Here is a 24253-nt window from a genome sequence, read left to right as displayed (position 1 = left end):
AGAGACACATGCGTATTCCGCTCATCGCCGGCGCGGCGCTGCTGCTTGGCGGCTGCGGGTCCTACGCATACCGCGACAACACCGCCGCGGTCGACGCCAATCCGCTGTGCATGAGCCGCCCGGACCGACCGGGCGAACCGGTCTCGCGCGATTGCGAGCGCGAGGCCAGCGGCCGCTGGAGCAGCGAACGCGATGGCCAGCCGGTGGATTTCAGGCGCACGCGCGACGATCGCTGATCGACCTCCTTCGCGGATGCATGGCCCGGAACACAGAACGCCCGGCGCGAAGCCGGGCGTTCTGGTGTGCGCAGCGGACGGCGCGGATCAGCCGCAGCGGAAGCCGGTGATCTTGCCGTTTGCGTCGAGATCGATGTTCAACCGGTCGGGACGGAAATCCATCGTCGCCATGTCGTTCGGGCCCAGCGCGCGGTGCGACTTCGCACCGGAATCCTGCACGGCCTTGGCATAGACCGTCTCGCTGCCCTGGGTACCGATCAGGCTCTGCACCGCCTCGGTGTCGCAGGGTGTCTCGCCCGGCATGTCGGCCGGCGGCGCGGCGGCATCGGGCGTGTCGCCGATCTCGGCCTGCGCGGTTTCGGTTTCGATCGCAGTGCCGGCACCGGTATCGGCATCGGCCGCGGTCGCAGCGGGCGCTTCTTCTTCGAAGCCTTCTTCAGGCGCGGGCGAGCAGGCCGCCAGGGCCAGCAGCGGCACGAGCGCGACGCCCAGCAGAGACGGCGGCGCATGGCGGAAACGACGGATCATGGAGTGCTCCTGGAGGGGGGAACCGGCGGTCACTGTAGCCAATCGGCGGCGCCCTCGGCCACTTGCGGCATCATGGCCGACACCTCGTTCACGGATCCGCCGATGTCCCGATCGCCTCGCCTGACTGCCCTCGCCTGCGCCCTGCTGCTCGCCGCGTGCACCTCGGCGCCGCCCGCTGCCGCCGCGTCCGACACGGCGCCCGTGGGCACCGGCATCCCCGGCGGCGGTATCCAGGCCGACCACCTCGCCCGGCACCTGTCGGTGCTGGCCTCGGATGCATTCGAGGGCCGAGCGCCGACCACCGAAGGCGAGCGCAAGACGGTCGACTACATCAGCGCGCAGTTCGTGGAAGCCGGCCTGGAACCGGGCGGCGACGCCGGCGGCTGGACCCAGGCGGTCACGCTGGAGCGCAGCGTCATCGAGGGTCCGGTGACCGCGCAGCTGCACGTCGGCGGTGCCACGCGCGCGCTGGCCAATGGCGACGACATCGCGGTCGAAACCCTGCGTCCGGGCACGGGCGTCGATCTGTCGGGCACGCCGCTGGTGTTCGCCGGCTACGGCATCACCGCGCCGGAACTCGACTGGGACGACTACGCGGGTCTCGACGTCGCCGGCAAGGTGGTCGTGGTGCTGATCAACGATCCGGATTTCGAACGCGACACGCCCGGCAAGTTCGGCGGTCGCGCGCTGACCTGGTACGGCCGCTGGACCTACAAGTACGAGGAAGCGGCGAAGCGCGGCGCCGCCGGCGTGCTGATCGTGCACGAGACCGAACCGGCCTCGTATCCGTGGGCGACGGTGCGCAACGGCCGCGCCGGCCCGCAGTACGACATCGTTCGCGACAACGCCGAGACGCATCACCTGCCGATGCGCGGCTGGATGACGCGTGAGGTCGCGCAGCAGCTGTTCACCGATGCCGGCCTCGACTTCGATGCCGAGAAGCGTCGTGCGCAGATCCAGGGCTTCAAGGGCGGCGCTCTCGGCGATGCCACGCTCGACATCGCGTTCAAGGTCAAGCGCGACCGCGTGACCAGCCACAACGTCGTCGGCGTGCTGCCCGGCGCGTCGCGGCCCGACGAGACGGTGATCCTGTCCGGACACTGGGACAGCTTCGGCGTCGGCGCACCCGACGACAGCGGCGACGCGATCATCAACGGCGCGGTCGACAACGCCACCGCGATCGCCTCGATGATCGAACTCGCCCGCGTCTTCGCCGCCGGTCCGCGCCCCGCGCGCACGCTGCAGTTCATCGCGCTGACTGCGGAGGAGAACGGCCTGCTCGGCGCCACCTATTACGCCGCCAACCCGCTGCGCCCGCTGGAGACCACGGCGGCGGTGCTCAACATGGAAATGTGGAGTCCGGACGGCGAGACGCGCGACATCTCGTCCTGGGGCAAGGGCCGCGTGTCGCTGGAAGGCGATCTCGCCACGGCCGCTGCGGTCGATGGCCGCGGCTGGTCGCCGGATCCGAATCTCGAAGCCGGCCTGTTCTACCGCGCCGACCATTTCGCATTCGCCCAGGCCGGCGTGCCGGCGATCACGATCGGCCCCGGCATGGACCAGCTCGACGGCGGCGTCGCCGGCGGCACCGCCGCACGCGCCGACTATTTCGCCGAGCGCTACCACCAGCCCGGCGACGCGTTCGACGACAGCTGGGACATGGCCGGCCCGACCGCCGACACCCGCACGGTCTATCGCCTCGCGTACACGCTGGCCAATGGCGAGGATTGGCCGGCATGGGATTCGGACAGCGAGTTCAGCGCGCGTCGGGTGACGAGTGATGCGGCGCGGGCGACGCCGGCGAAGTGACGCTTGAAGCCCTCCCCCGTTTACGGGGGAGGGTTGGGTGGGGGCAAGGCGTCAGGTTGCGGCGAGACAGGGCGCGCAGATGCGGCAGGTCGTCCGCGCTCCGTCAATTACCTTGGTACGTCGAGCTTGCCCCCATCCCAACCTTCCCCCGCACGCGGGGGAAGGAGTGGATTGCGGCGTGTCCAGAATCAGCTGAGACACGACACTAATCGCGCCGCATGCGCGGAGGAGCAGAGCTCAGCCTGCGACGAGTCTGACGCGCGCGAAATTGCGCTTGCCGACCTGCAGCACGCCTTCGAAGCCCGGCTTGAATTCCAGAGCGGCGTCCTCGATCACCGCGCCGTCGACCTTGACCGCGCGCTCTTTCAGCTTGCGGCTCGCTTCCGAATTGCTCGGCGTGATTCCGGCGGCCGTCAACAGCGCGCCGATACGCAGGCCCTCGGCCGGCACGGTCACGTCCTGCAGCGGCAGCAGCGACACATCGCCTTCGCCGGAGATCGCAACCTGCCAGCCGCGGATCGCGAGCTCGGCCGCGTCGGCGTCGTGGAAGCGCGTGGCGAGTTCGCGCGCCAGGCGCAGTTTCACATCGCGCGGATTCAGCGTGCCGGCCTCGACCTCGGCCTTCAGCGCTTTCGCCTCGTCGATGCCGATCTCGAAACTCAGCAGCTCGATCCAGTCCCACATCAGCGCATCGCCGATCTTCATGGTCTTGTTGACCATGTCGATCGCCGGCTCGGTCACGCCGATGTAGTTGCCGAGCGACTTGCCCATCTTGTTGACGCCGTCGAGCCCGACCAGCAGCGGCATCGTCAGCACGATCTGCGGCGCCTGGCCATGGCTTTCCTGCAGGCCGCGGCCCATCAGCAGGTTGAACTTCTGGTCGGTGCCGCCGCATTCGACGTCGGCCTGCAGCGCCACCGAGTCGTAACCCTGGACCAGCGGGTAGAGGAACTCGTGGATCGCGATCGGCTGCTGGCCGGCGTAGCGCTTGGCGAAATCGTCGCGCTCGAGCATCCGCGCCACGGTGTGCGAGGACGCCAGACGGATCATGTCGGCCGCGCCCATCGCGCCGAACCACTCGGAATTGAAGCGGACCTCGGTCTTCGCCTCGTCCAGCACCTTGAACACCTGCGCCTTGTAGGTCTCGGCGTTGGCCAGCACGTCCTCGCGCGACAGCGACTTGCGGGTCGCGCTCTTGCCGGAGGGGTCGCCGATCATCCCGGTGAAGTCGCCGATCAGGAAGATCACTTGGTGGCCGAGGTCCTGGAACTGGCGCAGCTTGTTCAGCAGCACCGTGTGGCCCAGGTGCAGGTCCGGCGCCGTGGGATCGAAGCCGGCCTTGATCCGCAGCGGGCGGCCCAGTTTCAGGCGCGCTTCGAGGTCGTCGCGCTTGAGGATCTCGTCCGTGCCGCGGGCGATCAGGTCGAGGGGGGCGGTGGCGGGCTGCAGGGACATCGGCGCGGGAATCTCCTGGAAGCTGGAAAGTGAATGCGGACACGCCCGGTTAAGGCTTCGTTATCCGGGCGGTCAGGCAAAAATCCGAGTCCGGTCAGGCATTTGACGCATGGACCTCACGTCTCTATGTTACCCCGCTGACACGCCGTTCACGCCATCCGGACCCGCCTACGATGACGACTTCCGTCCCGCCGCCCCAGGCCGACGCGCACCACCAGCAGGTGCTCCACGACAACCTGCAGGCTGCGGCCCGGAACCGGCAACAGGAACAGGCCTCGCGCCTGCGGCTGTATCCCGGGCGCTGGACGCGCCGCGACTGGGGCCATGCCAGCCTCTTCGCCACGCTCGGTGTGCTGGTGGTGGCGCTGGTGCCCGGCGTCTCCCAGGCGATGCGCGGCGATGCCGAGCCGCAGCATGACCTGGTGACGATGTCGCTGGCGCTGCCGCCGCTCACCGCCGCCCAGCGCACCGCGCAGCAGACCCACGACAACTGGCAGCTGGTCACCGTCGAACGCGGCCAGACGCTGGGCTCGATCTTCTCCGACCTCGACCTGCCGGCCTCGACGATGCACCGCATCCTCGAACTGCCCGATGCCAAGGCCAAGCTGACGCGCATGCGTCCGGGCACCGAGCTGGGCTTCGACCTCGGCGCCGACGGCACGCTCAACAAGCTGCGCTACGACCGCAGCGATACCGAACGCGTCGAACTGAGCCTGGCCGGCGACACCGTCCGCGAAGAGGTCGTCGAACGCCCGGTCGAGATCCGCAACGTGGTCATCAGCGGCGAAGTGGGCCGCTCGCTGTTCCACTCGGCGCGCAAGCTGGGCCTGTCGGGCGCCAACATCAACACGCTGACCGACGAAGTCTTCAAGTACGACATCGACTTCAACACCGACGTCACCCAGAACGACCGCTTCAGCGTCGTCGTCGAGCAGGTCTGGCGCGAAGGCGAGCTGATCCGCAGCGGCCCGGTGCAGGCGGCCGTCTTCACCGCCAAGGGCAAGCCCTTCAGCGCGTTCCGCTACGAGCAGGACGGCAAGGCCGAGTACTACAACGCCGAAGGCCGTCCGCTGAAGAAGAGCTTCATCCGCATGCCGATCCAGTACGCGCGCCTGAGCTCGCGGTTCGGCAGCCGGCGCCATCCGGTGCTCGGCACCTCGCGTATGCACAAGGGCGTCGACTATGCCGCGCCGACCGGCACGCCGATCATGGCCGCCGGCGATGCGCGCGTGCAGTTCCGCGGCGTGCAGGGCGGTTACGGCAATACCGTGGTGCTCGACCACGGCCGCGGCCACACCACGCTGTACGCGCACATGTCGCGCTTCGGCAACATCCGCCAAGGCCAGCGCGTCGCCCAGGGCACCGTGATCGGCTACGTCGGCACCACCGGCCTGTCGACCGGCCCGCATCTGCATTACGAATTCCGCGTCAACGGTGCGCATCGCAACCCGCTGCAGCACACCATGCCCGAGCCGGATCCGCTGCGCGGCACCGCGCTGGCGCAGTTCCGCCAGCAGACCGGTCCGGCGCTCGCACGCATCCGCGAGGTCGAAGACGTGATCTACGCACAGGTGCCTGCCAAGCCGGATCCCGACCGGCAGGTCGCCAACGCCGCACGGCCCGGTCACGGCCGCGGCTGATCCCCGACAACGCCCGGCTCCGGCCGGGCGTTTCGTTTGGCCTCCCTTTCCCGTCCGACGCTGACGCCATGTCCGACCTGTTCCTCGGCCTGATCTCGGGCACCAGCGCCGACGGCATCGATGCCGCCATCGTCCGCTTCGACGACCGCCCCGACGGCACGCTCGATGCCGCGCTGCGCTTCGGGGCGACCTATCCTTGGGATCCCGCACTGCGCGCGCGGCTCGTCGCGCTCGGCCAGCAGGCGGCGACGCTGACCCTCGACGATGTCGGCGAACTCGATGTGCTGATCGCCGATGCGTTCGCCGATGCCGCGCTGGCGGCGATCGCCGATGCCGGACTCACCGCCGCGGAGATCACCGCGCTCGGGTCGCATGGCCAGACGCTGCGGCATCGCCCCTACGGACGCGATGGCGACGGCCGTGCGCCGTTCACCCTGCAGCTCGGCGACGGCGCGCGCATCGCCGAACGCACCGGCGTGGCCACGGTCGCCGACTTCCGTCGCCGCGACGTCGCCGCCGGCGGACACGGCGCGCCCTTGTTGCCGGCGCTGCACGCGGCGCTGCTGTCGCGGGCCGGCGAGCCTCGCGCGGTGCTCAACCTCGGCGGGATCGCCAACCTGACCCTGCTGCCCGGCGACGGCGGCCCGGTCCGCGGTTTCGACACGGGCCCGGCCAACGGACTGATGGATGCGTGGTGTCTGCGCCACACCGGCGAGGCCTTCGACCGCGATGGCGCGATGGCAGCGCGTGGCCGCGTCGATCGTGCGCTGCTCGCGCGGCTGCGGGCGGACCCGTGGTTCGCCGCGCCGCCGCCCAAATCCACCGGGCGCGACCAGTTCCATCTCGACTGGGTCGAGGCCGCGCTGACTGGCGGCGAGTCGGTCGCCGATATCCAGGCGACGCTGCTCGCGCTCAGCGTGGCGACCATCGTCGACGCCCTGCAGGCGACCCAGCCGGGTACCGCGCGGGTCATCGCCTGCGGCGGGGGTGTGCACAACGGCGCCCTGATGCGCGCGCTGGGCGCGGCGCTGCCGGGTGTAGTCGTGGAATCGAGCGCCGCGCACGGGCTCGATCCGGATCACGTCGAGGCGATGGGCTTCGCGTGGCTGGCGCGGCAGGCCGTGCTCGGGCGCCCCGGCAATCTGCCATCGGTCACCGGCGCGGCGGGACCGCGCGTGCTCGGGGTCGTGCATCCGGCCTGAGCCGTCCGGCGGGACATCGCGCCGATGATTCTGCAGGAGCGCGATTGCGCGCCAGGCGCTTTCCCGCAATGACGGCACCGCGCGCACGCGCGCGCCTGCAGGGCGGCTGGCGCGTCAGCTGGCGCTGGGCTGACCGGCGCCACGCCCGATCAGCGCGAAGGTGTCGTCGGGAATCTGTTCCAGCGCGCCGATCGCCGCGGCCAGCACGCCGTCTTCGGCCGGATCGAAGGTCGAGCGCTCGTCGCCGATGCTCGCGCGCAACCCCTGCTCGAGCAGGAACCGCAGCGTGCGCGCCTGGCCCCAGCCCTGCGTGTCGGCGTAGGCGTTGATGCGCTCGAGCAGCGCGGGGTCGAGATCCCTGAGTACGACTTCGGTCATGACGCGACATTCCCGGCAGCCGCGTCCTGCGGCGAAGCCTCCTTGATAAACCGCCAGAGCCACGCGAGCAAGAGCAGGGTCGGCACCACGGTCAGGGCGCTGAAGATGAAGAACGTGCTGTAGGAGGTGGCCTGCACCACATAACCCGAGACACCGCCGGCGAATTTGCCGGGCAGGTTGGCCAGCGACACCAGCAACGCGAACTGCGTCGCGGTGAAGTTGCGGTCGGTCAGCGACGACATGAACGCGATCAGCACCACGCCGGCGAAGCCCTGGAACAGGTTGTCGGCGCTGATCGCCGCATAGAACGCCCAGATCTGGCCCGGGTGCTGCGCCATCAGCAGGAAGGCCAGATTCGACAGCGCGACGCCGATCGACGCCACCAGCAGCATGCGACGGAACCCGAACGCCGCGACCGCGAAACCGCCGGCGAACGCACCGGCGATGCCCATCCACACACCGAAGAGTTTCGACACCGTGGCGATGTCGGCCTTGGTGTAGCCCGAGTCGAGATAGAACGGCCCCGACATCACCCCGATCACCTGGTCGGGGAACTTGAACAGGCCGACGAACAGCAGCAGTCCCAGGCCCAGCGCCACACCGTTGCCGGTGAAGAAACTCGAGAACGGCTGCCAGAACGCGCCGATGAAATCGATCCGCCGCACGACCGTCGATTCCGGCGCCACAGGCTCCCGGCACAGCAGCGTCGTCGCGATCGGCAGCACCATCAGCGACGCCATCGCCAGATAGGCCCAGATCCAGTCGCGGTATTCGGCGAGGTACAGCGCCCCGGCGCCGGCCAGGATCAGGCCGAAGCGGTAGCCCAGCGTGTAGGTCGCCGCGAGCGCCGCCTGCGCGTTCGCCGGTGCCACTTCGATACGGTAGGCGTCGACGACGGAATCCTGGGTCGCGCCTGCGAACGAGGCCAGCAGCACCCAGCCGACCAGCGGGCCGACGCCGAGATCCGGCCGGGTGAAGGCCAGCGCCACGAGTGCCAGCATCACCACGAGCTGCGACGCCAGCAGCCAGGAGCGGCGGCGGCCGAGGAACGCGGTCAGCGGAAACGCGTAGCGGTCGATCAGCGGCGCCCACAGGAACTTCAGCAGGTAGAAGAAGCTCGCCAGACTGATCAGGCCGATGCTGCCCAGATCCAGCCCCACGTCGCGCAGGCGCGTCGACAGGGTCTGCGAGGCGATCAGCAGGAACGGCAGGCCGCTGCCGAGGCCGAGGAACAGCATCGTCATCGCCGACGGCGTGGCGAATGCGCGCCGGATGCCGCGCCAGCCCTTGTAGGACACCGGCGCCTGGGCGCCGTCGCCTGCCGGCGTGCTCACGCGCGGTAATCCACGACGAGCGGCGCGTGGTCGGAGAAGCGCGGCTCGGGATGCACATCGACCGCGCGCACGCGGTCGCGCAGCGACGGCGTGATGAACTGGTAGTCGATCCGCCACCCGACGTTGTTGGCGCGCGCGGCGCCGCGGTTGCTCCACCAGGTGTATTCGGGCGCGTCGGGCCGCAGCACGCGCAGCGCATCGAGCCAGCCGGTTGCGGGCGGCTCGACCAGGCCGTCGCCGCTGGCGTCGCCGATCATGCCGTTGAGCCAGGCGCGCTCGGGCGGCGTGCAGCCGGAATTCTTCTGGTTGCTGGTCCAGTTCTTGATGTCGTGACGCGCGCGCACGATGTTCCAGTCGCCGCACAGCACGTAGTCGCGGCCGCTGGCCAGCCAGTCGTCGAGGATGGGTTTGAGCCAGTCCATGACCTCGAACTTGAAGCCCTGGCGCAGATCGCCCGAGGAGCCGGACGGGATGTAGAACGACACCACGCTGAGGTTGCCGAAGCGCGCCTCGATGTAGCGGCCTTCCTCGTCGAACGGCGCCCAGCCGAGCGACGTGCGGATCTCGTCGGGCTCGCGCCGCGCGTAGATCGCCACGCCGCTGTAGCCCTTCTTGGTCGTCGCGTCGCGGAACCAGGCCTTGTAGCCCTCGGGCAGGAAGTCCGCGTGCAGACCCGATTCGCCGGCCAGCTGGTGTTCCTGCGCCTTGGTTTCCTGCATGCACAGCACGTCGGCGTCCTGGGCGACGAACCAGTCGAAGAAGCCCTTTTTCGCGGCGGAGCGCACGCCATTGGCGTTGAAGCTGACGATTTTCATGCAGACCCGGAGCACGTGGACCGGCGCCAAGCCTACCGGATTCGTGCCGCGTGTCCGGCCCCCTGCAGGGCGTATGCTCCGCGCATGTCGTCGGGTCTGCTGCCTTGCGTGGTATTGGCGTCGACCGCACAGGCCGAGGCCGCGCGCCGTCTTGTGCTCACCGCGACCCAGGCCGTCTACGCCGGCGACATCGCCTTCAACGTCGACAACGCGATGGCGGCGCCCGACAGCGACGCGATGGTGGTGGTGCTGGGCGACACCGTCATCGGTTTCTACCGTCTCGACTATCCGACTGCGACCTTCGGCAGGCAGAGCGTCGACCGGCGCACCGCCACGCTGCGGGCGTTCGCGCTGGACGTGGCCTGGCAGGGCCGCGGCCTCGGGCTGCCGACGCTCGCGGCGTGCTGCGCGGACCTGGCCTTGCGACATCCCGAACGCGTGCTGCTGGCGCTGAACGTGCATGCGGCCAACACCAGCGCGCTGCAGCTCTACCGGCGCGCCGGCTTCGTCGACAGCGGCGAGATCATGCGCGGCGGTCGCGGCGGCCCGCAGCACCTGATGCTGCGCGCACTCGGCGTGGGACAATGGGCGCCATGACCGACCATCGCACCCGTTTCCTGCAGCTCGCCCTCGAGGCCGACGCGCTGCGCTTCGGCGAGTTCACGCTGAAGTCCGGCCGCGTCAGTCCGTACTTCTTCAACGCCGGGCGCTTCGATTCCGGCGTCGCCATCGCCACGCTGGCCGGCTGTTACGCCGATGCGCTGGACGCGGCCGGGGTCGAGTTCGACCTGCTGTTCGGCCCGGCCTACAAGGGCATTCCGCTGGCGACCGCGCTGGCCTGCGAATACGCGCGCCGCGGCCGCGACCTGCCGGTCGCGTTCAACCGCAAGGAAGCCAAGGCGCACGGCGAAGGCGGCCTGCTGATCGGCGCGCCGCTGGCCGGACGCCGCGTGCTGATCGTCGACGACGTGATCACCGCCGGTACCGCGATCCGTGAAGCCCTGGGCCAGATCGCCGACGGCGGCGGCACCGTGGCGGGCATCGTCATCGCCCTCGACCGCCAGGAACGCGTGGCCGAGGACAATGGGGAGTCGGCCGCGCAGCGCGTCGCGCGCGAGCAGAACGTGCCCGTGGTGGCGATCGCCGGACTGTCCGATCTGCTTGCATTTGTCGGGCAGAGCGCGACACTGGCCGCGGAACGCGACCGCCTGCTCGCCTACCGGGCTCGACATGGCAGCGATACCGCACGTTGATTCAACGCTTGGGGCCGTCAGGGGGACGGACGACATGCACCTTTCCAACCGACTGATGGGCGGCCTGCTGCTGGCCTGCCTGGCAACCGGCGCCCCGGCGCAGAAGCCCACGGACGACCGCAAGGTCTACTGCTGGAACGAAGGCGGCCGCCGCGTCTGCGGCGATGCCCTGCCGGCATCGGCGGTCGATGCCGAGCGCACCGAGATCAGCGCCCGCAGCGGCATGGCCACCGCGCACGTGAGCCGTGCGCTGACCGCCGACGAACGCAGCGCGGCCGCAGCCGCCGCGCAGCAGGCCAAGCGCGACGCCGACGCGGCCGCCCTGCGGCAGCGGCAGGAACTGGCGATGGTCGAGTCCTATGCCACCGAAGCCGACCTGCGCCGCGCCTACGGTGAGCGCATCGTGCTGGTGGACGAAGCGCTCAAGACCTCGCGCATGGGCGTGGACAACCTGCGCAACAGCCTGCTGTCGCTGCTGCGCCAGGCCGGCGAGCGGGAACTGGCGGGGCAGGCCGTCGCCACGCCGCTGGTCGACAGCATCCGCAGCCAGCACACCGACCTGCAGCGGCAGCTGGCGATCCTCGACCAGCAGCTGGTCGAACAGGCCGCGCTGGGCGGCGATCTGCAGGCCGCGCTGGCGCGTTACCGCGAACTCAAGCAGTCGGCGGCCACCGCCCGCGACTGACCGCGGCGGCGGCGCGGGTTCGCGCCGGCATCCCCGACCGGTATCCTCGCGGGCTTGCCCCCGCTTCGTGTATTTGCCGTGTCCGATCCGATCTCCGCCCTGCTTCTCGGCATCATCGAGGGGCTCACCGAATTCCTGCCCGTCTCCAGCACCGGCCACCTGCTGATCGCCCAGCACTGGCTGGGCGCGCGCTCGGACTTCTTCAACATCGTCATCCAGGCCGGCGCCATCGTCGCGACCCTGCTGGTGTTCCGCCAGCGCGTCTGGCAACTGACGACGGGACTGGGCAACCGCGAACACCGCGATTACTCGATGAAGATCGCGGTCGCGTTCCTGGTCACCGCGCTGGTCGGCCTGCCGGTGCGCATGGCCGGCTGGGAGCTGCCCGAGACCGTCACGCCGGTCGCCTGGGCGCTGATCATCGGCGGCATCTGGATGCTGGTGGCCGAATACTTTGCCGAGAAGCGCGGCGACAACGCCCACGTGACCTGGACGGTCGCGGTCGCGGTCGGCCTGGCGCAGGTGGTCGCGGGCGTGTTCCCCGGCACCTCGCGCTCGGCGACGACGATCTTCCTCGCGATGCTGCTGGGCCTGAGCCGACGCTCGGCCGCGGCCGAGTTCGCGTTCCTGGTCGGCATTCCGACGATGTTCGCCGCCAGCGCGTACGCGTTCCTGGAACTGTGGATGGACCAGGGTCTGGGCGAGGAAGCCTGGGGCGATGTCGCGATCGCGTTCGTCGCGGCGATGGTCACCGGCTTCATTGTCGTGAAGTGGCTGCTCGGCTATATCAAGCGCCACCGATTCACGGGCTTCGCGATCTATCGCATCGCGCTGGGTGCAGGACTGCTGCTGTTGATGCCGTCCGGGTTCTGATCCGGCGCTTTACGGCAAACGGAAAAACGCAGCGGCTGTCGCCGTCGTCGCGTCGGCGGTGACCGCGACATCCTCGCCGCGATCACGTGCGAGTTCTTCGGCGATGTGCGGCAGGAACGCCGGCTCGTTGCGACGGTCCCTCGGCAGCGGCTTGAGCGTGCGCGGCAGCAGGTACGGCGCATCCGTTTCGACCATCAGACGGTTGGCCGGGATGTTGGGCACCAGCTCGCGCAGATGCTGGCCGCGGCGCTCGTCGCACAGCCAGCCGGTGATGCCGATGTGCCAGTCATGGTCGAGGCATTCGAACAGCTCGCGCTGGCCGGCGGTGAAGCAGTGCACGACCGCCGGGCCGATCCGGCCCTCGAACTCGCGCATGATCGCGACGAAATCGTCATGCGCATCGCGCTGGTGCAGGAACAGCGGCTTGCCGGTGTCGACGGCGATCTGCAGTTGCCGCTCGAAGGCCTTGCGCTGCGCCGGCCGTGGCGAGAAATCACGGAAGTAGTCCAGTCCGCATTCGCCGACCGCGACGACTTCCGGATGCGCCAGCAGCGCGCGCATCTCCGCATCGCACTCGGCCGTGTATTCCACCGCGTGATGCGGGTGCACGCCTGCCGTCGCGTACAGGAACCCCGGATGCGCCTGCGCGAGTTCGAGCGCCTTCGGCGAATGCTCGCGGCTCGCGCCGGTGATCACCATGCGCGTCACGCCGGCGTCCCGCGCGCGCTGCAGCACCGCCTCGCGATCATGATCGAAGCTGTCGTGGGTGAGATTGGCGCCGATGTCGATCAGCTGCATGGCGGACTGCGGGAAAAAGTGGGGCGTGCATTGTAGACGGCGGGCTTCGAAGCCCGCCGTGCATGCCCCCGATTCGACTGTAGAGCCGAGCCCTCACCCAACGCGCTTCGCGCGTCGACCTCTCCCGAAGGGAGAGATGCCGGTGCCTAGTTCAACAACTGGCAATTCGCCGGCGTCGTGCTCTCGAACAGCGCGCGCGTGGCCCATTGCGGCTGGTCGATGAAGGGATTGCGGTTGCCCTGGAAGCTGAAGACCACTTCGTTGCGTGTGCGTTCGCGGGCGTCCGGCGGGTCGGCCTGGTGCCAGGCGAGCAGCGTCGACAGCAGGCCCATGTAGGCCGGCGATGCAGAGGTGGAGACGATGCGGCTGCGGTCGTCGGTCAGCTCGAGGTCGGGCTCGCCCTGACCGGTCGTCGGATGCGCGCCGCCTTCGTAGCGGATCGCCATGTACAGCACCGCGCGTGCGATATCACCCTTGCGATGGCCCCAGACCTGGAAGCCGCTGGCGTTGGTCCAGTTGGAGTTGCCCGGGAACAGGCCGGTACCGCCGCCGACGCCGTTGTTCGACTCCGTCGTGCGTTCGCTGCAGTTGGCCGACGCCGTGCAGTCGGCGAGCAGCTTGTTGCCGCGCGCCGAGTTGTGGTCGGTATCGCTGAGATAGAGCATGTGCGCGTCGGTATGCGGTGCGTTCGGCAGGCCCCTGTCGCCGCTGGTGGACGGGAAGCCCAGCGACTTGGGCCAGGTGTGTTCCCGGTTGTAGGTCAGCCCGCTGCCGGTGCCTGCGCGGCCGCTGCCCTTGGCGTAGCTGCGGTTGCGGTAGACGTCGAGCACCTTGCCGCTGTCGGTCGGATCCTCGTCGGCGATCTCAAGGATCGTCCAGGTGTTGGTGGTGCCGCCGCTGTAGGGATACGACGTGTGGCCGCGGATCGTGTCGTGCAGCGAGCAGCGCAGCTGGCCGGGGCTGCTGGTGTTCACGCGTGCGTAGTAGTCGCCGCTGTCGCCGCCGCCGCTGCTGGCGACGTTGAACGCAAGCGTGGTGTCGGCGGCCGGCGACAGGCCGGCGGCATCCGTCACACGCGCCGCGCGGATCGTCAGCGTGCAGGCCTCCCCGCCGTACAACGCGGTGCCGGTGCCGATCGCGAATGTGCTGCCGCTGCTCGCGTGATCGAGCGTCACCGCGCCCGAGGTCGCGCACTGCAGTGCGAACGCGCCGTTGGCGAGCGTGACCGCTTCGCTGAAGGACACCGACAGATCGCCGGCTGCCGGGAAATCGGATGCGCCGCCGACGGGCGTGGTCGCGGTGATCGACGGCGGCGTGGTGTCACCGCCGCCGCCACCGCCACCGAAGGTCTGGCCGGTGTTGCAGGTACCGAAGGTCTGCGTCGACGACGGTGCCCAGTCGAAGTCGTCGGCCGTGCGGCCGCTCCCGGTGAGCTGCAGCGACGTACCGACCGGTGCGGTCGCGCTTTCCGACACCGGCAGGTTCTGGCTGGTGCGCCCGGCGGCCGGGCCGTTGCCGGCGACGATCGTGCCTTCGTAGCTGATGAACTGCACGACGTTCCCGGCGGCGTCGACCAGCGCAATGCCGTCGCCCGGTCCGTTCTGCAGGCCGTCGCGCGGCCAGGTGACGGTGGCGATCCCGACGCTCGCCCCGCAGCTGCGCGTCTGCGCGGCCGGCACCGAGGCACTGCCGTAAGTCGTCGCCGCGTTCGGCGCGTTGCTGCCGTTGTAGAGCCACACGCGGTAGCCCGACAGGTTTTCGCCCGCGGTCGCGACGATCTCCAACGCCTCGCCGACATCCGCGCCGCTGTTGTCGTAGTGCAGCTCGTTGATGAAGACCCCGGCGAACGCGGCGGGCGCGCTTGCGGACAGGCCGCAGAGCAGCAGGACGTGCGGAAGACGGCGCAGGCGAGCGTGCATGGGACATCCGATGACGGGGACCCGGCGATTCTGGCGGGCGTTGATGACGGTCGCTACCGGGGCAAACCCTTGCCCGCGCGCATCGACGCCGATGCGTGACGTCGTTAGCCTGTGCGCCGTGACGCACGCCGCCGCTCCCGCCTTTCCCATCACGTCGTTGTTGCCGGAAATCGTCTCCAGCCTCGCCGCGCATCCGCGTCTGGTGCTCGAAGCGCCGCCGGGCGCGGGCAAGACCACGCAGGTGCCGCTGGCGCTGCGCGATGCGCCGTGGCTGGGCGACCGGAAGATCGTGATGCTGGAACCGCGACGCGTCGCCGCGCGTTCGGCGGCGACGTTCATGGCGCGGCAACTCGGCGACGACGTCGGCGGCCTCGTCGGTTATCGCATCCGGTTCGAGCAGCGCATCAGCGCGCGCACGCGGATCGAGGTCGTCACCGAAGGCATCCTGACGCGGATGCTGCAGGACGACCCGGAACTCGGCGATGTCGGCGCGCTGCTGTTCGACGAATTCCACGAGCGCCATCTCGCCGGCGATCTCGGCCTCGCCCTCGCGCGCGATGTGCAGAGCGGCCTGCGCGAAGACCTGCGGCTGGTGGTGATGTCGGCGACGCTCGACGGCGCGCGCATCGCGACCTGGCTCGATGCGCCGCGGCTCTCGAGCGCGGGCCGCAGCTTCCCGGTCGAGGTCTCGCATGCGCCGCCGAAACGCGACGAGGCGCTCGAACACCAGGTGCGCCGCGTGCTCGTCGACGCGCTGGCGACGCAGCACGGCGACGCGCTGGTGTTCCTGCCCGGCCAACGCGAGATCGCACGCTGTCGCGCGCAGCTCGACGCCGCATTGCCGCGCGACGTCGAGTTGCTGGTGCTGCACGGCGAACTGCCGGTCGACGCGCAGACGCATGTGCTGCAGCCGTCGACCGATGGCCGTCGCCGCGTGGTGCTGGCGACCAACGTCGCCGAGAGCAGCGTCACGCTGCCGGGCGTGCGCATCGTCGTCGACAGCGGCCAGGCGCGCGAGCCGCGCTTCGATCCCAACAGCGGCTTCTCGCGGCTGGAGATCGTGTCCATCTCGCAGGCGTCCGCGGACCAGCGCGCGGGTCGCGCCGGGCGCGTCGCGTCGGGCGTGGCGCTGCGCCTGTGGCCGGAATCGCAGCGGCTCGAACCGCAGCGACGCCCTGAGATCGCGCAGGTCGATCTCGCCGCGCTCGCACTCGAACTCGCCGCCTGGGGCGATCCTTCGCTGGCGTTTCCGGACCCGCCACCCGCGGGCGCGATGGGCGCCGCGCACGATCTGCTGCAACGCCTCGATGCGCTGGATGCGCGCGGTGCACTCACGCAGACCGGCCGTCGCATGCTCGCGCTCGGCACGCACCCCCGGCTCGCGGCGATGCTGCTGGCCGGCGCGGATGCCGGCGAACGCGCACTGGCCTGCGATCTGTGTGCGCTGCTGGAAGCGCGCGATCCGCTGCGGCCGTTGCCGGGTGCGCCGCGTTCCGATGGCGTCGCCGCGCGCTGGCAGGCGCTGGCGGCGTTCCGCAGTGGACGCACGCCGGCCGATGCACAACGCGGCGCGCTCGCCGCGATCGATGCGGCTGCGAAACAATGGCGACGGCGCCTGAAGCTCGATGCCGCGCCGCCATCGTCGGCACCGGCGCATGTGCTCGGCGATCTGCTCGCCCATGCATTTCCCGATCGCATCGGCCATCGCCACGCGCGCGACGACGCGCGCTACACGCTCAGCAACGGCCGCATGGCGCGGCTGTTCGACGACAGCACGCTGCGCGGCGAACAGTGGATCGTCGCCAGCGAACTGCGTCACGAGTCCAAGGACGCCCTGCTGCTGCGCGGCGCGCCGGTCGACGAGGCGCGGCTGCGACGGCAATCGCCGGAACGCTTCACCGATGCCGACGAAACGCGCTGGGATGCCGAGCGACGCGCACTGGTCGGCGAGCGGGTGCGCCGCTTCGACGGCATCGTGCTCGACGCGCGCGCGAATGGCCGCGTGGATCCGGCGCAGGCCGCGCAGGCGCTGAGCGATGCGGTCGGTGCGCTCGGCCTCGACGTGCTGCCATGGCGCGACGGTCTGCGGCAATGGCAGGCGCGTGTGCGGGCGGTACGCGCGTGGATGCCCGAACTCGCATTGCCGGATCTCTCGGACGCGGCGCTGCTGGCCACGCGCGATACGTGGTTGCGCCCTGCGTTCGACGGCATCACCCGGCTCGATGCGCTTGGCGCGAACGCACTGGCCGACGCCTTGCAGCACCGGCTGGACTGGTCGCAGCGCCAGCAGCTCGAGCGTCTCGCCCCGATGCGCATCACCGTGCCGTCGGGCATGGCGCGCGCGATCGACTATGCGATCGAGGCCGACGGCACACCCGCGCCACCGGTGCTCGCGGTCAAGCTGCAGGAACTGTTCGGCCTGGCGAAGACGCCGACCGTCGCCGATGGCCGTGTGCCGCTGACGATCCATCTGCTGTCGCCGGCGGGTCGCCCGCTGCAGGTCACGCGTGATCTCGCCGGCTTCTGGGAGCGCACCTATCCCGAAGTGCGCAAGGAAATGAAGGGGCGGTATCCGAAGCACCCCTGGCCGGACGATCCCTGGAACGCACCCGCCACGCATCGCGCCAAGCCGCGCGGGACCTGAGGCGCAACGATCCCGACCCGCGGCGACCGCGAGGCATGGCGAGACCGGGCGATCCACGACCCACGCGGGCGACCCGTCGCGCGACTCCAGGCAGCGCATGCCCCGCGTCGATCGGGCGTCGGCGCCCTGTCCGCGTTCCGCCCGAGACGTGCGGACGGATAGCGTCCCGCAAGCGCACGCAGACCGAACGCCAGCACAACGGCAGGCGCGCTGCACTGCAGCGCTCACGCCGGATCGACAGCCGGTAACGAAGACTCGGCGTCCCACATCGGACATCCGAGGTCATTCCATGAGCAAGTTCGAAGCGTTGTCCGACAAGGCACTGTCGCTGGTCGGCCAGGCAGGCGACAGCCTGCGTCATGCGATTCCCGATTCCGCCGAGAAGTGGCTGCAGACGGGCGTCGCGCTCGGCGCCGCGCGTACCGGCACCAAGCTGGCCGGCGGCTTCCTGCGTCGTAATCCGGCGATCCTCGCGGCGACCGCGATTGGCGCCGGCCTGGTCTGGGTTGCGGCCCGCCAGTACAAGAAGCGCAAGGAGACTGGTGCGGTCGAAGGCAGCTCGCGTCGGATCGAACCGACCCGCGCGCCTGCCCGCAAGCGGACGACCGCGCGCCGTGGCGCCGCGGCATCGCGCAGCAGCGACTGAGTGCCACAGGACACCCGTGCGCTGGCCATGCGGCCGGGCGCAGGTCGACCGGACGCGGGCCCAGGCCCGCGTTTTTTATGGGCGGCGTTTCGACGTGATGCACTGACCGCGCGGCGCGGCCATGTCATGCCAGACCCGCGGTGCTGATCGTGGGCCAGGCGACGTAGGGATGGAACGACGCACTCGCCGCGGCGGCCCGGCGGCTGGCCGGGCGTCTCCGTCCGATCCGGAGGTGGGTCGCCGTGCGTGTCGCGCGCTGCGCGACGACGTCAGGTCGCGGACGTGTCGTCGCGCGGCGCGATCGGCTCGGCATCGGCCGGAATCTCCGGCAGCTCGATGACGAACCGCGCGCCACCGCCTTCGCGGTCCTCGTACCAGAGCTGGCCGCCGAGGTCGACGATGATCTGCTTGGCCAGCGACAGCCCCAGACCACTGGAGCGGCCATCGTCCTTGCCGGCATGCGCGAGCCGCTGGAACGGCCGGAACAGCGCGTGCTGCTGGTCGCGGGGGATTCCGGGGCCGCGGTCTTCGACCAGCAGCTGCCAGAAGCCCACGCCGCCGCCGCGCAGGGAAATGTCGACGTCGCTCTGCGGCGCGTACTTGATCGCGTTGGTGATCAGGTTCTCGGCGACCTGGCGCAGCACGAGGCCGTCGATCGCGACGACCGGCGCCGCGTCGGGCGCACGTGCCTGCAGCTGCACGCCGCGATCCTCGAACTGGATGGCGTAGCGCGCGATGATCCAGTCCAGCACGTCGCGCAGGCCGGTGGTCTGCAGCGCCTCGGCCGCCTTGCGCGAGGTGTCCTGGGTTTCCAGGTAGCGCCGGATGTAGCCGAGCGCGTCTTCGGCGCTCTCGTGGATCATCTTGTGGTAGCGCGGAATGCGCTCGGGCTTGGTCTCGTTCTTGACCAGCATGTCGCTGGCGAACCAGATGCTCGACAGCGGATTCTTCAGATCGTGCGCGACCAGGTTCACCAGTTCCTGGCGCTCGCGCGCGATGCGCTCGAGACGGTCGCGGGTCTGCTTGAGGCCGACGTGCGCGTTGACGCGCGCGAGCAGTTCCTCGGGCATGAAGGGCTTGGTGACGTAATCGACCGCGCCCGCGTCGAACGCGCGCAGCAGCAGCTCGCGGTCCTGGGCGACGGTGAGGAACACCACCGGCAGCCGCAGCAGGTCCGGGTTCTGCTTGATCTCGGCGAGCAGCGCGAAGCCGTCCATGTTCGGCATCAACATGTCGAGCAGCAGCAGGTCGGGCTGGCGCGTTTCGAGCATCGCCAGCGCTTCGGCGCCGTCGGGCGCCGTCTGCACTTCATAGCCGTGACGGCTCAGCAGCGAACTGACGACACGCAGGTTCGCAGGCTGGTCATCGACGACGAGGATGCGACCGCTGGCGTTTGCAGAGTTCGGCATTGGGTCCCGGGGTGGCCCCGAACGGGGAGTGGGCGACACGCGTCAGCCGCGCGCTGTCCGCCCGGCACGTTAACAGAAAGCCGCTCGTCTGCGGGGCCGGTCAAGCCCGTCCGTCCCGCTATAACGCCCGCCAGGCGCCGGGCTGGAGGTCCTCCAGCCGCCAGTCGCCGATCGCCACGCGCACCAGCCGCAGCGTGGGCAGACCCACCGCTGCGGTCATGCGGCGCACCTGGCGGTTGCGGCCCTCGGCAATGGTCAGTTCCAGCCATGCATCGGGCACGGTCTTGCGGAAGCGCACGGGTGGATCGCGTGGCCACAACGCGGGTGGCGATGCGAGCAGTGTGGCGTGCGCAGGTCGGGTCGGGCCATCGTTGAGCGTCACGCCATCGCGCAGCGCCTGCAGCTGGTCCGGCGATGGTGCGCCTTCCACCTGCACCCGGTAGGTCTTGGAGAGTTTGTGGCGCGGGTCCGTGATGCGGTGCGCCAGTGGGCCGTCGTCGGTCAGCAGCAGCAGGCCTTCGCTATCGTGATCGAGGCGGCCAGCGGCGTAGACATCGGCCGGCAGGCCGAAGCCGGCCAGCGTGGGCCGAGGCGGCGTGCTGCGGTCAGTGAACTGGCAGAGCACGCCGTAGGGCTTGTTGAAGGCGATCAGCATGGCACCTGCACTCTGGGCGGATGCGCCGCGGGGCGGGGCAGCGGCGGCGCCGAGTGCCCCATGTCCCGCGGCGCGGGCCGGCACCGGTCCATGTGCGACGACGGCACGAGTCGTCGCAGACGACCCGCGCCGAGGCCTCACCCGGCGCGCATCACCCGTCAACGCGTCTCAGGGCTTCACGAACCGCAGCGTCATCCGGTCGCTTTCGCCGATCGCGGTGTACTTCGCCGCGTCCGCAGCATCGTGGCGGTTCGCCGGCGGCAGCATCCACACGCCATTGGGATGGTCGCGGGTGTCCTTCGGGTTCGCGTTGGCCTCGCTGCTGCCATCGACGCGGAAGCCCGCGGCCTGCGCGAGTGCGATGACCTGCGCGGTGCCCACGTAGCCGCTGCGATCGTCGGCCGGCACGTCGGCCTTGGCGCGATGCTCGACCACGCCCAGCACGCCGCCCGGACGCAGCACGTCGTAGAAGCCCTTGAACATCGCCTCGGCCTGGCCGGACGCACGCCAGTTGTGGACGTTGCGGAACGTCAGCACGACGTCGGCCGAGTTCGACGGGCCGAAGCGCGGCGCGGCGGGATCGAACGCCACCATGCGCGCGCGGTCGAACTGCATGGGCACCGCGTCGAAGCGGGCCTGCAGGCCGGTGCGCTGGCTGGTCTGGTAATCGCGGCCGCGGCCCTCGGGCACCGCGGCCGGGTCGACCATCGCGGCGATGTAGCGACCGTTGTCGCGCAGGTAGGGCGCCAGGATGTCCGCATACCACGCGCCACTGCCGGGGGTGATCTCCACGACGGTGTGCTCCGGGCGCACGCCGAAGAACGTCAGGGTTTCGCGCGGATGACGGTACATGTCGCGTGCGCGGTTCTCCGCGCTGCGCCAGTCACCGGCCAGCGCGGCATCGAGGCGGGCGACGTTGGTGGCATCGAGATCGGCGGCCGAATCGGCAGGCACCTGCGGCGCACTGGCGCAACCGGCGAGGGCGATCAGGGCGACGGCGCAGAACGACAAGCTGCGTTGCATGGGCGGGACTCCGGACGCGGACGTGGCGCAAAGGGTGCCACAAGCCGTGTGGCGAAGGTCGCCGTCCGTCGCGCCGCGCCTGCGACGGCATGCCGGAACACAGCTTTGCGTGCTTCGTGGTGTCGTGCATGCGGCAGGCCTGCCTATGCTGTGGCGATTGGTTTGCACACAGGAGCGGCACATGTCGGAACGCGAACTCGGGCGCTCGGGCCTCAAGGTCTCGCCATTGGCGTTCGGCGGCAACGTGTTCGGCTGGAGCGTCGACGCGGCGACGACGCACGCGCTGCTCGACGAATGCGTCGCGTTGGGTCTCAATCTCGTCGATACCGCGGATGCCTATTCGGCCTGGGTCGACGGGAATGCGGGCGGTGAATCCGAAACCCTGATCGGGCAGTGGCTGAAGAAGAGCGGCAAGCGCCAGCGCGTGGTCATCGCCACCAAGGTCGCGAAGTGGCCGCAGCGCAAGGGCCTGTCGCCGGCCAACATCCAGGCCGCGTGCGAGGACTCGTTGCGTCGACTGCGCACCGACGTCATCGATCTCTACCAGGCGCACGAGGACGATCCGTCGGTGCCGCTGGAAGACACGCTGGGCGCGTTCGCGCGGCTGATCGAGCAGGGCAAGGTGCGCGCGATCGGCGCGTCGAACTACACCGCGCCGCGTCTGGCCGAGGCGCTCGAGGTGGCCGAGCGCCACAACCTGCCGCGCTACGAGACCCTGCAGCCCGAATACAACCTCGTCGACCGCGCCGGTTACGAAGCCGCGCTGGAACCGCTGGTGCGTGCACACGGGCTGGGCGTGATCGGCTACTACTCGCTGGCGAGCGGTTTTCTCAGCGGCAAGTACCGCACCGAGGCCGACGCCGCCAGGAGCAGCGCACGCGGTGCGCAGGTCGTGACGCGGTATCTCAATGCGCGCGGCAAGCGCGTGCTCGCCGCGCTCGACGACGTCGCGTGCCGGCATGCGGCCACCGTGGCCCAGGTGGCGCTGGCCTGGCTGATCGCGCGGCCGGGCGTGACCGCGCCGATCGTCAGCGCCACCAGCATCGGCCAGCTGCGCGAACTGGCCGCCGCGCGCACCCTGCTGCTGTCGAAGGCCGACATCGCGGCGCTCGATGGCGCCAGCGCCAGCTGACGTCCGCACGCGCGTTGACGCCGTTGCAGCGCGGAATGCGTTATCCAGATCACCCCACCGAACAGGCCGCTCCCATGCGCGACGCCACCGCCACCCGTATCGTTCTCGCCGCGCGTCCGACGGGCGCGCCGACGCCCGACGATTTCCGCGTCGAGACCTTCCAGATCCCCACGCCGCGCAACGGCCAGGTGCTGCTGCGCAACCGCTGGCTGTCGCTCGACCCCTACATGCGCGGCCGCATGAACGCCGGGCGCTCGTACGCCGCGCCGGTCGAGATCGGCGAGGTCATGGACGGCGGCACGATTTCGGAAGTCGTCGAGTCGCTGCACCCGGCGTGGTCGCCCGGCGATCTGGTGCTGGCGCATGCCGGCTGGCAGACCCACGCCGTCGTCGACGGCGAGACCCTGCGCCGCAAGCTCGATCCCGCCGGACTGCCGGCGCAGACCGCGCTCGGCGTACACGGCATGCCCGGCTTCACCGCCTACGCCGGTCTGCACGAGATCGGCAAGCCGCAGCATGGCGAGACCGTCGTGGTGGCCGCGGCGAGCGGACCGGTCGGTGCGACAGTCGGCCAGATCGCGAAACTCCACGGCGCGCGCGCCGTCGGCATTGCGGGTGGCCCGGACAAGGTCGCCCATGTCCGCGACGCGCTCGGCTTCGACGTCGCCCTCGACCACCGCGCCGACGATTTCGCCGAGCAGCTCGCGGCCGCGTGCCCGGACGGCATCGACGTCTACTTCGAGAACGTCGGCGGCAAGGTGTTCGACGCCGTGCTGCCCCTGCTCAACGATTTCGCGCGCATCCCGGTGTGCGGCCTCGTCGCCCACTACAACGAGACCGCGCCGCCCGCCGGGCCTGATCGTGTGCCGCAGCTGATGGGCCTGATCCTCAGCCGTCATCTCACCGTGCGCGGTTTCATCCAGCGCGATTTCATCGCGCTCTATCCCGAGTTCGTGCGCGAGATGGGGCAGTGGTTGCGCGATGGGCGCGTGCGGTATCGGGAGGATGTCGTGGAAGGATTGGAGAACGCGCCGGGGGCGTTCATCGGGATGTTGGCGGGGAAGAATTTCGGGAAGTTGCTGGTCAACATGAGCCCGTAACTTTTCGCGCTTCGCGCGCACCGGCAGTTTCGCTGTGCGTTGCTTTTCGCTTCCCGCTCCTGGCTTTTGATCTCCGTAACGCAACCGCACTCGCACTTACCCGGAGGGCGCCGCACAGGACGTGCGGCGTTTTCCGACAGAGGCAGGATGCCGAGTCGGAAAATTCCGGTGCACTACAAGCCGCGGGCTTCGGACGTGTCGGGGAGACGTTTTTCTTTGGTTCCGTTTCTTTTGGCGTCAACCAAAAGAAATGAACTCGGCCGCGTCAGCGGACGAAAGCGTTTGATCTGTGCCTGTACGTTTGCCTTCGGCAAGAAAAGCAATATCAAACGCTTCCACTCATCTTGCGGCGAGCGGGTTCATGTCTTTTGCTGGCCCACGCACGCAGTGCGAACGGCGCAGCCGGCCCCGAGGGGCGAGCATCGAAAGATGCGAGTCAAAGAAACAGAACCAAAGAAAAGGGCCAGCCCCGAGGGAGCAAATCCGGCCAGTCATTTCATTCCGGGATTTTTCGACTCGCCATCCTGGCTCGAAAAAAAAAGCGCCGCACATCCATGTGCGGCGCCCTACGGGTCTGCATGCAGACGCGATGGCGTTCCGGCAATCAACAGCGAAGAGCGAAGAGCAGAGCAGGCACCGCCTACGGCACGTGCCAACCACTTACCTGCCGACCGGCGCCACCTCTTCCTCGACATCCACCACCGGCGTCACCACCCGAC

The 24253-nt window shown here is 69.7% G+C and carries 22 protein-coding genes; 12 read left to right on the top strand and 10 right to left on the bottom strand.

The window, feature by feature from the left end; all coding sequences use genetic code 11:
- The first annotated feature begins 8 nt into the window (after positions 1-8).
- Positions 9-236 carry a hypothetical protein gene (locus tag CURTO8I2_RS11355; RefSeq protein ID WP_159681180.1) on the top strand — a complete coding sequence of 76 codons (228 nt, stop codon included), beginning with the start codon at positions 9-11 and terminating at the stop codon, positions 234-236.
- A gap of 87 nt (positions 237-323) precedes the next feature.
- Here the strand turns inward: CURTO8I2_RS11355 and CURTO8I2_RS11350 are convergent, their stop codons facing one another.
- Positions 324-764: an I78 family peptidase inhibitor gene (locus CURTO8I2_RS11350; RefSeq protein ID WP_159681179.1), complete on the bottom strand. Its 441-nt coding sequence runs from the start codon at positions 762-764 to the stop codon at positions 324-326.
- A 102-nt stretch (positions 765-866) separates the two neighbouring features.
- Here CURTO8I2_RS11350 and CURTO8I2_RS11345 point away from each other — a divergent pair, with 102 nt between their 5' ends.
- Entirely contained in the window at positions 867-2573 is a 1707-nt protein-coding gene (locus tag CURTO8I2_RS11345; protein ID WP_159681178.1) for a M28 family metallopeptidase, read from the top strand.
- 237 nt (positions 2574-2810) lie between these two features.
- Here the strand turns inward: CURTO8I2_RS11345 and tyrS are convergent, their stop codons facing one another.
- Positions 2811-4028: a tyrosine--tRNA ligase gene (gene tyrS, locus CURTO8I2_RS11340; RefSeq protein WP_159681177.1), complete on the bottom strand. Its 1218-nt coding sequence runs from the start codon at positions 4026-4028 to the stop codon at positions 2811-2813.
- Between the two features lie 173 nt (positions 4029-4201).
- On the opposite strand from tyrS, the gene CURTO8I2_RS11335 reads away from it, so the two are divergent.
- Positions 4202-5668, top strand: a complete 1467-nt coding sequence (locus CURTO8I2_RS11335) for a peptidoglycan DD-metalloendopeptidase family protein (protein ID WP_159681176.1) — start codon at positions 4202-4204, stop codon at positions 5666-5668.
- Positions 5669-5736: 68 nt separating this feature from the next.
- Entirely contained in the window at positions 5737-6870 is a 1134-nt protein-coding gene (locus CURTO8I2_RS11330) for an anhydro-N-acetylmuramic acid kinase (protein WP_159681175.1), read from the top strand.
- 114 nt (positions 6871-6984) lie between these two features.
- Here the strand turns inward: CURTO8I2_RS11330 and CURTO8I2_RS11325 are convergent, their stop codons facing one another.
- From CURTO8I2_RS11325 to CURTO8I2_RS11315, 3 genes are read right to left on the bottom strand one after another with little or no spacing between them, the layout of a single operon-like run.
- Positions 6985-7248 carry a hypothetical protein gene (locus CURTO8I2_RS11325; protein WP_159681174.1) on the bottom strand — a complete coding sequence of 88 codons (264 nt, stop codon included), beginning with the start codon at positions 7246-7248 and terminating at the stop codon, positions 6985-6987.
- Positions 7245-8546 carry an MFS transporter gene (locus CURTO8I2_RS11320; RefSeq protein ID WP_236551140.1) on the bottom strand — a complete coding sequence of 434 codons (1302 nt, stop codon included), beginning with the start codon at positions 8544-8546 and terminating at the stop codon, positions 7245-7247. Before CURTO8I2_RS11320 ends, CURTO8I2_RS11325 begins: the two co-directional genes overlap by 4 nt.
- Positions 8547-8578: 32 nt before the next feature.
- Positions 8579-9397 (bottom strand): exodeoxyribonuclease III, encoded by an 819-nt coding sequence (locus CURTO8I2_RS11315; protein ID WP_159681173.1) that lies wholly within the window; start codon positions 9395-9397, stop codon positions 8579-8581.
- 84 nt (positions 9398-9481) lie between these two features.
- Between CURTO8I2_RS11315 and CURTO8I2_RS11310 the strand changes: the two genes are divergently transcribed.
- The 4 genes from CURTO8I2_RS11310 (at position 9482) to CURTO8I2_RS11295 (ending at position 12208) form a co-directional block, all read left to right on the top strand.
- Positions 9482-9994, top strand: coding sequence for a GNAT family N-acetyltransferase (locus tag CURTO8I2_RS11310; RefSeq protein ID WP_159681172.1), 513 nt, complete (start codon positions 9482-9484; stop codon positions 9992-9994).
- Positions 9991-10650 (top strand): orotate phosphoribosyltransferase, encoded by a 660-nt coding sequence (gene pyrE, locus CURTO8I2_RS11305; protein WP_159681171.1) that lies wholly within the window; start codon positions 9991-9993, stop codon positions 10648-10650. The genes CURTO8I2_RS11310 and pyrE overlap by 4 nt, the downstream gene beginning before the upstream one ends.
- Before the next feature lie 34 nt (positions 10651-10684).
- On the top strand, positions 10685-11335 hold the full coding sequence (locus CURTO8I2_RS11300) for a hypothetical protein (RefSeq protein WP_159681170.1): 651 nt from the start codon (positions 10685-10687) through the stop codon (positions 11333-11335).
- 78 nt (positions 11336-11413) lie between these two features.
- On the top strand, positions 11414-12208 hold the full coding sequence (locus CURTO8I2_RS11295) for an undecaprenyl-diphosphate phosphatase (RefSeq protein WP_159681169.1): 795 nt from the start codon (positions 11414-11416) through the stop codon (positions 12206-12208).
- 9 nt (positions 12209-12217) lie between these two features.
- On the opposite strand, the gene CURTO8I2_RS11290 is transcribed toward CURTO8I2_RS11295, so the two are convergent.
- Both CURTO8I2_RS11290 and CURTO8I2_RS11285 read right to left on the bottom strand, forming a co-directional pair.
- Entirely contained in the window at positions 12218-13006 is a 789-nt protein-coding gene (locus CURTO8I2_RS11290; RefSeq protein WP_159681168.1) for a TatD family hydrolase, read from the bottom strand.
- 146 nt (positions 13007-13152) lie between these two features.
- Positions 13153-14925: an endonuclease gene (locus CURTO8I2_RS11285; protein ID WP_159681167.1), complete on the bottom strand. Its 1773-nt coding sequence runs from the start codon at positions 14923-14925 to the stop codon at positions 13153-13155.
- 91 nt (positions 14926-15016) lie between these two features.
- On the opposite strand from CURTO8I2_RS11285, the gene hrpB reads away from it, so the two are divergent.
- Positions 15017-17569, top strand: a complete 2553-nt coding sequence (gene hrpB / locus CURTO8I2_RS11280; RefSeq protein ID WP_159681166.1) for an ATP-dependent helicase HrpB — start codon at positions 15017-15019, stop codon at positions 17567-17569.
- 289 nt (positions 17570-17858) lie between these two features.
- A complete protein-coding gene (locus CURTO8I2_RS11275) occupies positions 17859-18215 on the top strand; it encodes a hypothetical protein (RefSeq protein ID WP_159681165.1) in 357 nt (118 codons plus the stop codon).
- 269 nt (positions 18216-18484) lie between these two features.
- Here CURTO8I2_RS11275 and CURTO8I2_RS11270 read toward each other — a convergent pair whose 3' ends face one another.
- From CURTO8I2_RS11270 to CURTO8I2_RS11260, 3 genes are all read right to left on the bottom strand, one after another.
- Complete coding sequence (locus CURTO8I2_RS11270; RefSeq protein ID WP_159681164.1) at positions 18485-19624, bottom strand: HAMP domain-containing sensor histidine kinase; 1140 nt, start codon at positions 19622-19624, stop codon at positions 18485-18487.
- 118 nt (positions 19625-19742) lie between these two features.
- Positions 19743-20279 (bottom strand): pseudouridine synthase, encoded by a 537-nt coding sequence (locus tag CURTO8I2_RS11265; protein ID WP_159681163.1) that lies wholly within the window; start codon positions 20277-20279, stop codon positions 19743-19745.
- Between the two features lie 168 nt (positions 20280-20447).
- Positions 20448-21302 carry a methyltransferase gene (locus tag CURTO8I2_RS11260; RefSeq protein ID WP_236551085.1) on the bottom strand — a complete coding sequence of 285 codons (855 nt, stop codon included), beginning with the start codon at positions 21300-21302 and terminating at the stop codon, positions 20448-20450.
- A 181-nt stretch (positions 21303-21483) separates the two neighbouring features.
- Here CURTO8I2_RS11260 and CURTO8I2_RS11255 point away from each other — a divergent pair, with 181 nt between their 5' ends.
- Entirely contained in the window at positions 21484-22434 is a 951-nt protein-coding gene (locus tag CURTO8I2_RS11255) for an aldo/keto reductase (RefSeq protein WP_159681162.1), read from the top strand.
- Between the two features lie 74 nt (positions 22435-22508).
- The gene (locus tag CURTO8I2_RS11250; protein ID WP_159681161.1) at positions 22509-23534 is read left to right on the top strand and encodes an NADP-dependent oxidoreductase; all 1026 of its coding nucleotides are present in this window, start codon (positions 22509-22511) and stop codon (positions 23532-23534) included.
- The last annotated feature ends 719 nt before the right edge of the window (positions 23535-24253 follow it).

This window comes from Luteimonas sp. 9C, from assembly GCF_902506295.1.
GTDB lineage: Bacteria > Pseudomonadota > Gammaproteobacteria > Xanthomonadales > Xanthomonadaceae > Luteimonas.
This window is presented reverse-complemented; position numbering and strand designations above follow the sequence as displayed.